The sequence below is a fragment of the Aminobacter sp. Piv2-1 genome (genome assembly GCF_037625995.1).
Taxonomy (GTDB): Bacteria; Pseudomonadota; Alphaproteobacteria; order Rhizobiales; family Rhizobiaceae; genus Aminobacter.
Genome location: NZ_JARKMU010000001.1, coordinates 332517 through 346022 on the forward strand (window position 1 = coordinate 332517; position 13506 = coordinate 346022).

The 13506-nt window shown below is 65.9% G+C and carries 11 protein-coding genes; 8 read left to right on the plus strand and 3 right to left on the minus strand.

From position 1 onward, the window contains the following. Window positions 1-622 precede the first annotated feature (622 nt). Window positions 623-850 carry a hypothetical protein gene (locus AmiPiv_RS01620; protein WP_340035498.1) on the plus strand — a complete coding sequence of 76 codons (228 nt, stop codon included), beginning with the start codon at window positions 623-625 and terminating at the stop codon, window positions 848-850. Between the two features lie 220 nt (window positions 851-1070). Beyond that, window positions 1071-1520: a pyridoxamine 5'-phosphate oxidase family protein gene (locus AmiPiv_RS01625; protein ID WP_340035499.1), complete on the plus strand. Its 450-nt coding sequence runs from the start codon at window positions 1071-1073 to the stop codon at window positions 1518-1520. Between the two features lie 48 nt (window positions 1521-1568). Here AmiPiv_RS01625 and AmiPiv_RS01630 read toward each other — a convergent pair whose 3' ends face one another. Beyond that, window positions 1569-2405, minus strand: a complete 837-nt coding sequence (locus tag AmiPiv_RS01630) for a universal stress protein (protein ID WP_340035500.1) — start codon at window positions 2403-2405, stop codon at window positions 1569-1571. Window positions 2406-2735: 330 nt separating this feature from the next. Here AmiPiv_RS01630 and AmiPiv_RS01635 point away from each other — a divergent pair, with 330 nt between their 5' ends. From AmiPiv_RS01635 to AmiPiv_RS01660, 6 genes are all read left to right on the plus strand, one after another. Further along, entirely contained in the window at window positions 2736-4712 is a 1977-nt protein-coding gene (locus AmiPiv_RS01635; RefSeq protein ID WP_340035501.1) for a heavy metal translocating P-type ATPase, read from the plus strand. 10 nt (window positions 4713-4722) lie between these two features. Beyond that, a complete protein-coding gene (locus tag AmiPiv_RS01640) occupies window positions 4723-5973 on the plus strand; it encodes an MgtC/SapB family protein (protein ID WP_340035502.1) in 1251 nt (416 codons plus the stop codon). A gap of 77 nt (window positions 5974-6050) precedes the next feature. Beyond that, complete coding sequence (locus tag AmiPiv_RS01645) at window positions 6051-6437, plus strand: hypothetical protein (protein WP_340035503.1); 387 nt, start codon at window positions 6051-6053, stop codon at window positions 6435-6437. Window positions 6438-6775: 338 nt separating this feature from the next. Continuing rightward, window positions 6776-8218: a PAS domain S-box protein gene (locus tag AmiPiv_RS01650; protein WP_445206880.1), complete on the plus strand. Its 1443-nt coding sequence runs from the start codon at window positions 6776-6778 to the stop codon at window positions 8216-8218. Then, window positions 8211-8828: a response regulator FixJ gene (fixJ, locus tag AmiPiv_RS01655; protein ID WP_340035505.1), complete on the plus strand. Its 618-nt coding sequence runs from the start codon at window positions 8211-8213 to the stop codon at window positions 8826-8828. The genes AmiPiv_RS01650 and fixJ overlap by 8 nt, the downstream gene beginning before the upstream one ends. A gap of 104 nt (window positions 8829-8932) precedes the next feature. Continuing rightward, complete coding sequence (locus AmiPiv_RS01660; RefSeq protein ID WP_340035506.1) at window positions 8933-9586, plus strand: helix-turn-helix domain-containing protein; 654 nt, start codon at window positions 8933-8935, stop codon at window positions 9584-9586. 42 nt (window positions 9587-9628) lie between these two features. Here the strand turns inward: AmiPiv_RS01660 and AmiPiv_RS01665 are convergent, their stop codons facing one another. Then, window positions 9629-10840 (minus strand): MFS transporter, encoded by a 1212-nt coding sequence (locus AmiPiv_RS01665; RefSeq protein WP_340035507.1) that lies wholly within the window; start codon window positions 10838-10840, stop codon window positions 9629-9631. 59 nt (window positions 10841-10899) lie between these two features. Continuing rightward, window positions 10900-13293 (minus strand): heavy metal translocating P-type ATPase, encoded by a 2394-nt coding sequence (locus AmiPiv_RS01670; RefSeq protein WP_340035508.1) that lies wholly within the window; start codon window positions 13291-13293, stop codon window positions 10900-10902. Between the last annotated feature and the right edge of the window lie 213 nt (window positions 13294-13506).

The window sequence follows — 13506 nt, forward strand, 5'->3', positions numbered from 1 at the left end:
ACGTTTGTCTCTGGTCAACTTTAGATTGCATAGCACCTTCTTAGGCGAGTTCTCAGAGTGCCGCGACCATGTGGGGCCAGATCATCTTGGCTTTAACGTTACCTGCTTGGCTGCCCGCGTCAGATCCTGCCGGGGCTCGTTGTCGACTACAAGGCCGAGTACTGTCGAACGATGTTGGAGTTGGCAGGTCGGTGCACATAGGAGCAATCAACGTTAAGTCTGTGACGGTGCCGTCCAAGCCAGCCATTGCCGAATGACCTGTACCCATGATCGTTCACGTTAGTATTATGGCGCTCTCAAATTCTACGCATTTTTAGGAAAGTATCAGAACGAACAATATTTATATGTCTTGGACGATGTCTAGACGTAATGGATGTGATCAAGATGTTTATATCGCAAATCTTTCCAGAAGAGGTAGGCTTACGGCCCTGGCATCGGCGTCGAACACAGCTGCTGCAGTGACATGGCTCGGGGCTGATTCCACGGCACCTGCATCTGCTTTTTGATCTGGCTCAAAGCGGGCCCGGCTGAAGGCGATACATTCTCAAACAATCGCAGTTCTGCGGGCCGTGTCGCTGATCGGCACCCGGGGAAACTTCAATCGGGCAGTGGGAGCAGGAAAATGAAATCGATGAGTGGAACGACCTTGAAAGCTGGCCGGATGGATGAGGAAAGCTCCTCAGGTCGCACGCAGGCGATCCGGAGCGTGCGGGCGCTGGCGCTGCTGGCCACGGCGTTGATCGTCGCCGCGTGCCAGCAGGTGCCGTCCGGACATTGGAACAAGCCATGCGGAACCAAGACGGGCGCGGACTGTTACGGGCAGGCCTCGCCGCCGCCCGCCGCACACTAGGCGATTGCTTAGACGGCCGGGCATGAGCTTCTTCATGAGAGGGCTCATGGCGGCATTTGACGCAGGTCAATGTCGCCTTGGCCGGGAAGCGCAAATCTCCATCTGCGAATGACGTTTGGGTGGTCGCGCCGGCCACGGCGCGAATGCCGGCCGTATCGGGAAGATGCACGGCGGCCGGCCATGAGGCTGGACTGCGGCGCGTTCCCGAGGAGATCATGCGATGAGACTGAGAGCACTCACGACAGTCGAATGCACCAAGGTGTTGACGAACAATCACCTTTGCCATCTGGCATGCGCTCATGGCGGCCGGCCCTATGTCGTGCCCGTCTACTGCTGCTACTCGGGCAACTGGCTGTACGCCTTTTCGATGCCGGGCAAGAAGATCGAATGCATGCGCGCCAATCCGCAAGTCTGCGTTCTGGTGGAGGAACGCGGCGAGGGGCGGCAGTGGCGAAGCGTGCTCGTCGACGGCCGATACGAGGAACTCGGCGATTCTCCGGAGGACAGGCAGCTACGCGAACATGCCTGGCGGCTTCTCAGCGCCCATGTCAACTGGTGGGAGCCGGGGGGGCTCAAGCTGGGCGAACAGCCCATAGCCGATCATTCGTCGCATTTGTTCTTCCGCATCTTCGTCGAGCAGATGACCGGCCGCGAGGCTGTCGACGACTGACGTTCTCGAGGGGGGCAGCTTGAAGCCGCCGCCCCCGGCATCATGCCTTTACCGAGCCGTGAGGATTGGCAAGGATGGCTCGCCGAGCATGGACTTGGTCACCCCGCCGAAGATTCGCTCGCGCAGCCTCGAATGCCCGTAGGCCCCCATGACCAGCAGGTCGGCGGACATGTCGCCGGCATGGCGCCTGAGCACGTCGGCCACGGCCTGTCCGGACCGCGGCAACCGGTCCACCGCCACGTTGGCGCCATGGCGGGCGAGATACACTGCTACGTCCGCTCCCGGTTCCTCGCCATGATCGTATTCTCCCTCCACAGGATCGACGAGAACGATGCGGACCTCGTCGGCCCGGGCCAGGATTTCCAGAGCTTCCCGAACGGCGCGCGATGCCTCGAGGCGGGAATCCCACGCGACCATCACCCGCTTCGGCTGCAGGGTCGGGGTTATGCCGGCAGGCGCCAGAAGAACCGGCTTTCCCGATGAAAACAGTGCCCCTTCCATGGCCTTGTTCCTGAGCGTTCCGCCTGAAAGCATCTCCGGTCCGATCACGGTCAGGTCGGCGTAGCGGGCACGCCGGCCGATGATCTCGTCCGACCAGCCCATCTCGGCATATGCGCTGGTCACGTCGCTGGAGATCGGCATGGCCGCCAGGAGGCTCGATACCGCCTGGGTCCGCTTGTCCAGGTTCGCCATGTCCATCCGCCGCTCCTCCGCCCAGGCGTCGGACAGCGGGGCTGCATAGTCGCCGATCGGCGGCGGAGCGGCGAGCGCGACGGCCATGACGGAAAGGTGGGCTCCCGCCTGTTCGCTCAGTCTGGCGGCCAGCTTGATGTCGCCGTCTCCGTCGTGGACGCCCGTGATCGCAAGAATTGTCCTGAATGGCATGGCTTGGAACCTCTCGAAGGATTTGCCTGGCGCCAGAACTAGCGCGAAGGCAGCCGTCGTGCCTTGCGCTAGGTCAAGGCGCGCCGGCATCAAGCGGGATTGACGTGCGTCAAGGCGCAAAGCCCGGCAATACCCGAAAGAGGGACGACAGGAGGATGGATCCGCGATGGAAAACGTTGTGGCTGCCTGCGGAGCAGGTGCCGGCTGGAAGACGCGCCACATCGGCGGCGCAACGGCGTTCGGCTGCCTGAATGCAGCGACGGTGGGTTTCGATCGTTTGCCCGCAGCCAGATTGCTTCCCGGCCGGACCTAGCAGGCCAAGAGACCGCCGTGAACGAGCCGCTGCTCAGGAAAACCCTACTTGCGATCGCACTGACCGGACTCGTTGCAGGTTTCCTGGGCGAGGCCCAGACCTTCGTGGGCATTCCTTCCGACACGATACGCATATTGGCGACGGTGCCGGTGGCGCTAAGTCTTGCGCGGTCCATTGCCTTGGAGCTCCTGGCCGGGCGCGTCGGCGTCGATGCGATCGCCCTGATTTCGATGTCCGCCGCGATCGTCCTCGACCAGACCCTGGCCGGGCTTGTGGTCGCCATCATGTATGTCGGTGGCACGGTCATCGAGGACTTCGCAAGGGGTAGGGCCGAACGCGACCTCAGGGCGCTGACCGACCGCTCACCCCGGATCGCCCATCGGCTCTCTGCTATGGGCCTGCAGCGCATCCCCGTCGACGACGTCCGGATCGAGGACCGCCTGCTGGTCCGCGCCGGGGAACTGGTGCCGGTCGATGGCGTCCTGTTGGAGCGGTCCGCCCGGATAGACGAATCGGCGGTCACGGGAGAGCCGCTGGCGAAGCATCGTCAGGCCGGGGAGCCGCTCCGCAGCGGCACCGTCAATGCGGGCGAGCCGTTCCACATGCGCGCGACCGCCATCGCGCGCGCGAGCACCTATGCCGGCATCGTGCGCATGGTCGAGGCGGCCCAGACCGCCAAGGCGCCGTATGTCAGGATGGCGGATCGTTTCGCCATCGTCATGCTGCCGCTGACCCTGGCCGTGGCGGCGATTGCCTGGCTGCTCTCCGGAGACCCGATCCGGGCGCTGTCCGTCCTGGTGGTTGCGACGCCTTGCCCGCTGATCCTCGCCGCTCCGATCGCCTTCGTCGCCGGAATCTCGCAGGCGGCACGGCGAGGAGTTGTCGTGAAGGGAAGTGCCGCGCTGGAGGCGCTGGCCAAGGCCCGCACCGCGATCTTCGACAAGACCGGAACGCTGACGCATGGCGGCGCGGAACTCATCGAAGCGATGGCCGCGCCGGGGCGCGACGGCGACGAGCTCTTCCGCCTTCTCGCTTCGCTCGAACAGGCTTCCCACCATGTGCTCGCGGAAGCCATCGTCGCGACGGCCAGGCGGCGTGGCCTCGTGCTCGGCCATCCGACGGACGTTCGCGAATTTCGCGGCTCGGGACTGCGGGGCCGGGTCTGCGGGCAGGAGGTATGCGCCGGATCGAGATCCCTCGTCCTTTCCGACCGCGATGTGCCCAGCTGGGCGGAGGGCATGCTTGCCCGCTATCGGCAGCAGCCGGTGCTCACCGTCTTTGTCGAGGTGGACGGACGGCTCGCCGGGATATTCGTCTTCGGCGACGGGCTGCGCGGCGATGCCGTCGAGACCGTCTTTGGCCTTCGGAAGGCAGGTGTGGACCGGCTTCTGATGCTGACGGGCGACGATGCCGATACGGCGGAGCGCATCGGCACCACGCTTGGCCTCGACAAGGTCGTGGCCGATGCCTCGCCTGCCGACAAGGTGGCGATCGTCCATCGCGAAAACGACCGATCGCCGACCATCATGGTCGGCGATGGCATCAACGACGCCCCGGCGCTCGCCACCGCCACGGTAGGAATTGCGATGGGCGCCAGGGGGGCAACCGCCTCTTCGACTGCCGCCGACGTCATCGTTCTTGCGGATCGTCTGCGACCGGTGGCCGACGCGGTCGAGATCGCCCGGCGCACAAGGGTGATCGCTTCCCAGAGCGTCGTGGTCGGGCTGATACTGTCCGGCGCGGCCATGGCGGCGGCGGCCGCCGGCTTCATCACCCCGGTTGCCGGTGCGCTGCTGCAGGAAGCGATCGACGTGGCGGTGATCGCCAACGCCCTGCGCGCCCTTGGGCCGGGCCAACCACCTCGCTGGCGAAGCGATGTGCCTGGTCCGGAAAGGGAAGGGGCAGCGGGCCGTCAGCGCCGCTCCGACCAAGCCGTTGGAGGCTTCGCCCAGTCGCCGCGCCCACCTGGCCGCAAGACGGCCGCCCGTCGATGAAAGAACGGACATGGATGCGATCATAGCCCGGCTGGGGCTCGCGCTGGCGATCGGCCTTCTCGTCGGCCTGGAGCGCGGCTGGCAGGAAAGGAACGCGCCGGAGGGCAGCCGGACCGCCGGTATCCGCACCTATGGCGTATCGGGCCTGCTCGGCGGCGTTCTTGCCGAGCTCGCCATGGCCCTGTCCGCATCTTCGATACTGATCGCGGGCTTCCTCGGTTTTGCGGCGGTTTTCTCCTGGTTCAAGGCCAGGGAGGCGATCCACGACGACGACTTCAGCGTGACCAGCGTGATGGCGGGGCTTGCCGTGTTCGGACTTGGCGCGCTGGCGGTCGCGGGAGACTATCGCGCGGCGGCGGCCGGCGGTGCAGCGCTTGCAGCCTTGCTGGCCAGCCGCGAACTGCTGCACGGCCTGCTCAGGCGGCTCACCTGGGTCGAGCTTCGGTCGGCGCTGATCCTGGCGGTCATGACCACGATCGTGCTGCCGCTCCTGCCGGACCGGGCGATCGACCCGTGGCAAGGCTTCAATCCGCGCGAGGTCTGGATTTTCACGGTCCTGATCGCCGCGATTTCCTACCTGGGCTACGTGGCCGTGCGCGTCCTCGGGCCTGCACGAGGGCTTTTGGTGAGCGCGGTCGCCGGCGCGGTGGTTTCGTCGACCGCGGTGACGGTGGCGTTGGCGCGGGCGGCGAAGTCGAGCGAGAGTGTCTGGGCGATGGCCGGCGCGGCGTCCTTTGCCGCCGCCGTATCCGTCGTCCGCGTCCTCGCCATCGCCCTGCTCGTGCAGCCGGCCGTGGCCGCCGTCGTGGCGCTGCCCGTCCTGGCGGCGGCCGCCGGCTTCGTCGCCAGCGGCGTGCTGCTGTTTTCGATTCCCGGCGCCAAACAGCTTCCCGAAGCCGCGATGCGCAATCCGTTCGAGCTGGGACCGCTGCTCGTGTTTGCCGGTTTCTTCGCGGCGGTGTCGGTGGCTAGCGCCATCCTGGCGGGCTTTTTCGGAGACGCGGGCATGATCGCCGCTTCGGCCGTTTCCGGTCTTTTCGACGTCGACGTCGCAGTCCTAAGCGCGCTTCGCCGCGTCGCGGAGAGTTCGGTCGGTGCGTCGGCCCTGGCCGTCCTCGTCGCGCTCGCCGCCAACGCGGCCGGGCGCTTCGCCCTGGCGGCCATGGCGGGACCGCTGCGCTTCTCGGCGGCGTTCATGGCGGCGACCGTGACCGCCCTTGCCCTGGGAGCGGCTGCGTTTGCAATGTCACCGATCGAATGAGGGAGCAGATCGGGATTGACCTCGATCAATGCCGCTTGCGCACCGTGCGGTAGTCATGGACCGGAAAGGAACCTGCCATGCCGACGATCAAGGATTTCACCCCGGGCTTCCGCAGTGTCCGGCTGCTCCTCGCCCGCGAGAAAGGGCATCCCGAGGGTGACCGGGACGCCGGCTACGACCTGCTCATTCCCCTGGACGATGCCGGACGCATCGCCGCCGCCGAGTGGAAATCGCGCCAGGCGCTATGCCGCGTCAGGAAATTCTCCGAACGGGCGGAAGACCTGATCGGCCTCGTCCGGCGCAAGCCCGGTGGCCAATGGTATTTCGACTACGCCGAGGGCGAGGGCGACGACGAGATCGGATTTCGGCTTGGCGAGGAGCAATTCATCGTCGGCGAATACCTGTCGATCGGCCGCAAGGGAGCCATGCATACCTACCGTGTCGCCCGGGTGGAACGCCCGTAGTAGCCCGTGCCGTTCCGCGGACCGCGCGTGGCTTCACCTGGGCGCCAGGACCGGCCAAGCCAATGGCAGTTCGCAATGCTTGCCCGACGGTCGGGCATCGCGGACGGCAATGCTATTGAATTCTTGTAATACCTTCGTAGCGCATTGATAGAAATCAACAAACGCGCGATGTCTTCATATGTCGAGGCAGATTCGATGGCTGAGCGGCAGGGGCTGTTGTATACCGACCCTGGCGCTTACGTCCGGCAACCGATGACATTTGAGAAGATCGCATCATGGATGGCGGTTCCCTGTCCACGCGCGTCAGCCCGCATTCCTTCCCTTTGCGATACAAGGGGATGGCAGGGTATCTCGTTGCGTTCCTGACGGTAGCCGCGGCTCTCCTTGTCCGCATCGTACTTCAGGATGTGCTCGCCGAGCGAGCGGCCTTCACGCTCTTCGTGCCCGCAATCCTTCTCGCCTCGATCCTCGGCGGCATCGGCCCCGGCCTGCTGTCGGTGGCAATGTCGGTCTTCGCAGGCTCGTACTTCTTCGGGGAAGACCTGTCTCGGACCGACAACGCGGCGGCCGTGCTGCTGTTTGTCGCCGTCGGCGTCGCCATAGCGGCGATCGGCGAGCTTCTCCACCGGGCCTGGGATTCTATCGAAGTCACGCGAAAGGCTCTGGAGGAACGCGAAGTCCATCTCAGGTCCATATTGGACACGGTCCTGGACGCCACTGTCGTCATCGAGGGCGATGGGACCGTTGTCTCCTTCAACGCGGCGGCCGTCCGGCAGTTCGGATACAAGGAAGACGAAGTCCGCGGCCAGAACATCCGCATGCTGATGCCGGAACCGTACCGGAGCGGACACGACGGCTACATCCAGCGCTACCTCGCCACCGGCGAAAAGCGCATCATCGGGGTGGATCGCGTGGTTGTCGGCCGTCGCAAGGACGGGTCCACCTTTCCTATGAAGCTTGCGGTGGGAGAGATGAAGGTCGATGGCAAGACCTACTTCACCGGGTTCATTCGCGACCTGACCGAACGAGAGGAATCGGCTGCTCGCCTGCAGGAGATCCAGGGCGAACTGGCCCGGCTGGCTCGGTTGAACGAACTCGGCGAAATGGCCTCCACGCTGGCGCATGAGCTCAACCAACCCCTTTCGACGATCGCCAACTATGCCCAGGGTGCGAACCGCATGTTGCGCGACAGCCCGGACAAGGCGATGGCCTATCTGCCAGAGGCGCTCTCGGAAATGGCCAACCAGTCGCTGAGGGCAGGCCAGATCATCCGGCATTTGCGCGAGTTCGTCATGCGCGGAGAGACCGAGAAGGCCCCTGTGGACATTCGCACGCTTGTCGAGGAGGCCGGGGCGCTCGCGCTCATGGGCTCGAAGGAGCGCGGCGTTCGTTCGATCTTCGAATTCGCCCCCGGCGCGGCGATGGTGATGGCCGACAAGGTGCAGATACAGCAGGTCCTGACCAATCTGATGCGCAATGCGATGGAGGCCATGCGCGACAGCGAGACACGGCTCCTGACCGTGCGTACGTCGCCGGGCGAGGCGGGCGAGGTCGTCGTCGAGGTCTCGGATACGGGGTCCGGGATTTCCGAAGAGGTGGCTTCGCAACTGTTCAAGCCCTTCACCACGACGAAGCCGGGCGGAATGGGGATCGGCCTGTCGATATCCAAACGGATCGTCGAGGCCCATGGAGGCGGCATCAGCATGACACGCAATGCCCATGGCGGCGTGACGTTGCGGTTCACCCTGCCTGCATACGAGGAAGGGGCGAGCAATGGATAAGGGCGACTATGTCATTCACATCGTCGACGACGAGGAGGCCGTCAGGAAATCCCTGGCCTTTCTCCTGACCATGTCGGGATTCACGGTGCGCCAGCACGAGTCGGCCCTCGCATTCCTCAGCATCGCGCCGAACATCCGCAACGGATGCCTCGTCACGGACCTGCGCATGCCCGAGATGGATGGCATCGAACTGTTGAGACGGCTGCGCCAGCTTCCGAACCACGTGCCCACGATCGTCATCACCGGACACGGCGATGTGCCGCTGGCGGTGGAGGCCATGAAAGCGGGGGCTGTGGACTTCATCGAAAAACCCTTCCAGGACGAAGTGCTGATCGCGGCGATCGAACGCGCCATCGCGGCCCTTGCGAAAGTGGCGGTTCAGGAGGACGCGGCCGCGATCCGCAGCCGCGCGGCGACGCTGAGCGAACGGGAGCGGGAGGTCTTTGCGGCGGTCGTTGCCGGCTTGCCGAACAAGACCATTGCCTTCGATCTCGACATCAGCCCGCGGACGGTCGAGGTGCATCGCGCCAACGTCATGGCGAAGATGGAGGCGAAAAGCCTGCCCGAGCTCGTCCGCATGGCGCTCGAAGCCGGCCTGGGCTCTCGCTAGCGGCGTCGTCGGCTGGACGGACTACGTAGAGCTACGTAGGGATGTAACCGAATTTTCCTGCGCTCGCGGGCGCGCCATAAAGCCCTCATACGCAGGAGGGAACCATGACGCTGCACCGCAGGATACAGTCCTTCAAAGATCGCCAGGCCTTGGACGCAGCCAGCTGGGATCGGGAAAGCCTGTTCGGCGACCCGATGCCCGTCTCGTTCCATCCCGCCGGTTCCGAGATCTTCTGCGAAGGGGACGAGGTCAACTGCCTCTACGAGGTCAAGTTCGGCTGCGTCAGGACTTATCGCCTGCTGGACGACGGACGGCGGCAGATCGCGGCATTCTACCTGCCGGGCGAGGTGTTCGGGTTCGAGGCGGATCGCAGCCATCATTTCTCCGCGGACGCCGTCGTGACCACCGCGGTCTGTTCGATTCGCCTTGCCACCGCGATTGACCTGTCCCGGCAGATCCTGCCCCTGGCCTTGCGCGGCCTGGTGCGGGCCCAGGAGCACCTCCTGGTCCTTGGCCGGCAGAACGCCGTCGAGCGCGTGGCTGCTTTCCTGCTGGACATGTCGGTTCGGCAGGGCGACACCGACCTCATCGATCTGCCGATGTCGCGTTCGGACATCGGCGACTATCTCGGCCTCTCGCTCGAGACCGTCTCCCGGGTCCTGACCAAGCTCAAGGGGCTCGGCATGATCGAGCTCACGACGCTACGGACCGTCAAGATCCTGAAGCCCCGGGCGCTGGCGGCTGCCACGGGCGGCTGACCGCACGTCTTGGACATTCACGACCCGGGACGATACACGCCATCATTGCTGCAGACCTTGGTTCCGTTGGCGATCGGCCTGATCGTCCGCGACCGGTCGGAGCAGCCGGGGCAGGGGCAGGCTCGCCAGCAGGCCGGCGGCAACAATCACCGCCGTGACCGTAAATCCGGCGTATGGCAGCAACTCAACGTCGAACAGGAAGCCGCCGGCAGTCGAGCCAACGGCCTGGCCGAGGCTCGCGGCGGCCGTCATCCGGCCGAGATCGGCGCCTTGCGTTTCAGTCGAGCCGAGCGACGCCCAGTAGGTGGCGACCGGCGACAGGATGCCGGCGCTGGCCGCGATCAGGGCCACGGCGACCGTCATGGCGAGCGCACTCTCGGCAAGCGGAACCATCGCCAGGCCCGCGGCCAGGGTCGCGAGGCCGGGAGCGATCAGCCAGCGCGTGCGGGCGGGATCGATGAAGGGCGAAAAGACCAGCGCCTGGACGATGAACATGACCAGGCTGCATTCGGCGAACATGGCGCCGATATGGGTGGCGTCGAGCCCGAGGATCTGCTTGCCGCGCAGCGCCAGTCCGACCTCGAACGAGCCGACCGCCAAGGCGGTCACGAAAGCGACGGCCCGCAGACGAAGCACGACCGCCCGATCGGCTTGAACGCGAGGAGCCACCACCATGGAGGCTTGGCGCCGGACAGCGGCCGGAAGCAGCGCGCGAACCATGAGCGCTGCCGCCAAAGCGAGGGCGACGACGGCGATAAACGGGGTCAACAGCAGGCGATCGCCTGTCGCGACCGAGAGCTTGCCGGCACTGCCCGCCACTAGACCACCGAGCAGTGGACCGACGAAGAAGCCGGCCATGCCGGCGATGTTGATCATGGCGAACCGATGGGCGCGCCACGCCTTCGACGGCGCGTGATCGCCGACCAGCGCATAGGCCACCGGGGTGATGGCGGCGGCAAAGAGGCCGCTGAGGAACCTGCCGGCGTAGAGCAGCGGCAGACTTTCGGCCGTCGCGAAAATCAGGGCCGTCGCGGCGAAGCCGATCAGGCCGACCAGCAGGACGGGTCGACGCCCCCTGCGGTCCGATAGCCTGCCCCACATCGGCGCGAACAGGAAGATGGCGAGGATGTAGGCGCCGGTCAGCAGCCCCGTGTGGCGGGAAAGTGCGGCCGGGTCGGCGCTGCCGGCCACCCGCTCGAGCAGGAACGGCAGGGCCGGCAGCACGATGCCGTAGCCGACGCTGATCGCGAACATCGCGACCAGGATGGCCGAGAAGGCATACCAGGGTAGGCTACGCACGCCAGCCTCCCAAGTCAGGCCGTGGCCTGGGCCGGCCGCAGGGACGGTTCCTGCGCGTTGTGGCGCGTGATACCGGCCAGCCTGGTGCGCTTCAGCATCAGGGCATTGACGGCGACGATCGCCGAGCTTCCCGACATGGCCAGTGCGGCAACCTCCGGGCTGAGCAGGACCGGGTAGAGGACGCCGGCGGCGAGGGGGAAGGCTACGACGTTGTAGGCTACGGCCCACCAGAGGTTCTGGTGCATCTTGCGCAAGGTCGCGTGCGAGAGTTCGACCGCGCCGACGACGTCGTAAGGGTCGCTCTTCATCAGCACGACGTCGGCGCTCTCGATGGCGACGTCCGTGCCGGCACCGATGGCGAAGCCGACATCGGCCTGGGTGAGCGCGGGCGCGTCGTTGACGCCGTCGCCGACCATGCCGACCTTCTTGCCCTGCGCCTGCAGTTCCTTGATCTTGCTGGCCTTCTGTCCGGGGAGGACGTCGGCGAGCACCATGTCGAGCCCGAGGTCGCCAGCGATACGCTGGGCCGTGCCGGCATTGTCGCCGGTGAGCATGGCGACCTGCACGCCGCGCTCCCGCAGCTTGGCGACGGTCGCAGCTGCCGTCGGACGCGGCGCATCGGCGATGGCGACCAGGCCGATCACCTTGCCGGCGCGCGCCACGTGGACCACGGTGCGGCCGGCGCCCTGCAGCCTCTGTGCGTCCGCTTCGATAGGCCCGAGATCGAGTTTCTCGAGATCCATCAGCCTGCGGTTGCCCAGGAACACCGTATCGCCATCGACGTCGGCGCGGGCGCCCATGCCTTCCAGGTTCTCGAAGGCCTTCTGCGTCGGCACTGTCAGGCCCTGTGCACGACGAAGGATGGCTTGTGCCAGCGGATGGCTGGAGCCCTGCTCAACAGCGGCGGCCGCTGCAAGCACGCCGTCGGCGCTGGCCCCAGGGGCGGTCACCACCTCGACGACCTCCGGCTGGCCGACGGTCAGGGTGCCGGTCTTGTCGAAGATGATGACGTCCAGCTTCGTCGCGTCCTCAAGTGCCGCGGCATTCTTGAACAGGATGCCGTTCATGGCGCCGAGGCCGGTGCCGACCATGACTGCCATCGGCGTTGCGAGGCCGAGCGCATCGGGACAGGCGATCACGAACACGGTGATCGTCAGCGTCAGGGCGAAAAGCAGCGGCTGACCCAGCCAGAAATACCACGCCACGAAGGTGAGGAGCCCGATGACGATGGCGATGAGCACCAGCCATTGCGAAGCGCGATCGGCGAGCAGCTGCGCGGGCGCCTTGGAATTCTGCGCTTCCTGAACCAGCTTGACGATCTGGGCGAGGGCCGTGTCGGCGCCGACCTTGGTCGCGCTGTAGCGGAAGGTGCCGCTCTTGTTGATCGTCGCGCCGATCACCGCGTCGCCTGGCTTCTTGCCGACCGGCATGGATTCGCCGGTGAGCATCGATTCGTCGACCTGCGAGACGCCGTCCGTCACCGTTCCGTCGACCGGGATCTTGTTGCCCGGGCGGATGACGATGGTGTCGCCCACGACCACCTCGGCGGTCGGGATCTCGACTTCGCGGCCGTCGCGGAGCACCGTCGCCTTGGGCGGCGCCAGATCGAGCAGCGCCCGGATCGCTTCCGAGGCGCCCGCCCGCGCCCGCATCTCCAGCCAATGGCCCAGCAGGATGAAGACCAGAAGCACCGCGGATGCCTCGTAGAACTGCTGGCCTTCGAACAGGAACGTCGTGCCGACGCTGAACAGGTATCCCGTGCCGACGCTGAGCAGCACCAGCACGGCCATGTTGAGAACGCCGTTGCGCAGCGCCCGGATCGCGGCGACGACGAACGGCCAGCCTGGGTACAGGATCGCCGCAGTGGCCAGGAAGAACAGCCAGAGGTCGAGGCTCAGCCCGAGCGGCGGCGCCGGCGGCGTGAACATCCCCATGGGCGAGTACAGGAAGATCGGCGCCGCGAAGACGAGGCTGACCCAGAAGCGGTTGCGCATGTCGCGCACCATCCCCTGCATGTCCATGCCGGCGCCATGGCCCATTTCGTGCGCCACCTCGGGCGCCATCGGGCGTGACGGCTTCGCGGCCCCCGGGGCGGCGTGGCCGCCATGGTCGTGGCCATGCCCCTTCGCACCCGCCACGGCTGCGGGCTCGGCATGCGCACCAGCGGGGTGCGTCGCACGGATGTGACTGGGCACGACCTCGCCCTTGCAGTGGAAGCCGCACTCGTCGATCTTCTCCTTGAGCAGCGAGATGCCGACGACAGCATCGTCGTACTCGACGGTCACGCTGTTGGAGGCGATGTTGGACGTCGCCCGGTTTACCCCGCGCAACTGGCCGAGTTGCTTTTCGACGCATTGATAGTCGAGCATGGACAGCATGCCGCCGACATCGAGAGTGGCCGTCTTCATCCCTGGGACTCCTTTTAACCGGGTCGACCAGGTTGCTTGACTGGTCATCGTGTTGCGACGGCTCCGCCGCCGCGCGTTCGCGACCGGATGGCGCCACCAGACGTTGCCGGGGCTGCCAGCCGATCGACCTCCTGGCTATCGCTAGGGCGTCCGCAAAACCTTGATGCAGATTAAATTCAGTCGGGCCCGCCTGATGTAGCGTCCCGGTGATCG

Excerpts from the sequence above, each read along its gene's own strand:
- AmiPiv_RS01650 (WP_445206880.1), top strand. The coding sequence starts at position 6,776 with ATGGCAGGGTATCTCGTTGCGTTCCTGACGGTAGCCGCGGCTCTCCTT.
- fixJ (WP_340035505.1), top strand. The coding sequence starts at position 8,211 with ATGGATAAGGGCGACTATGTCATTCACATCGTCGACGACGAGGAGGCC.
- AmiPiv_RS01640 (WP_340035502.1), top strand. The coding sequence starts at position 4,723 with ATGGATGCGATCATAGCCCGGCTGGGGCTCGCGCTGGCGATCGGCCTT.
- AmiPiv_RS01645 (WP_340035503.1), top strand. The coding sequence starts at position 6,051 with ATGCCGACGATCAAGGATTTCACCCCGGGCTTCCGCAGTGTCCGGCTG.
- AmiPiv_RS01625 (WP_340035499.1), top strand. The coding sequence starts at position 1,071 with ATGAGACTGAGAGCACTCACGACAGTCGAATGCACCAAGGTGTTGACG.
- AmiPiv_RS01620 (WP_340035498.1), top strand. The coding sequence starts at position 623 with ATGAAATCGATGAGTGGAACGACCTTGAAAGCTGGCCGGATGGATGAG.
- AmiPiv_RS01670 (WP_340035508.1), bottom strand. The coding sequence starts at position 13,293 with ATGAAGACGGCCACTCTCGATGTCGGCGGCATGCTGTCCATGCTCGAC.
- AmiPiv_RS01660 (WP_340035506.1), top strand. The coding sequence starts at position 8,933 with ATGACGCTGCACCGCAGGATACAGTCCTTCAAAGATCGCCAGGCCTTG.
- AmiPiv_RS01630 (WP_340035500.1), bottom strand. The coding sequence starts at position 2,405 with ATGCCATTCAGGACAATTCTTGCGATCACGGGCGTCCACGACGGAGAC.
- AmiPiv_RS01665 (WP_340035507.1), bottom strand. The coding sequence starts at position 10,840 with ATGTTCGCGATCAGCGTCGGCTACGGCATCGTGCTGCCGGCCCTGCCG.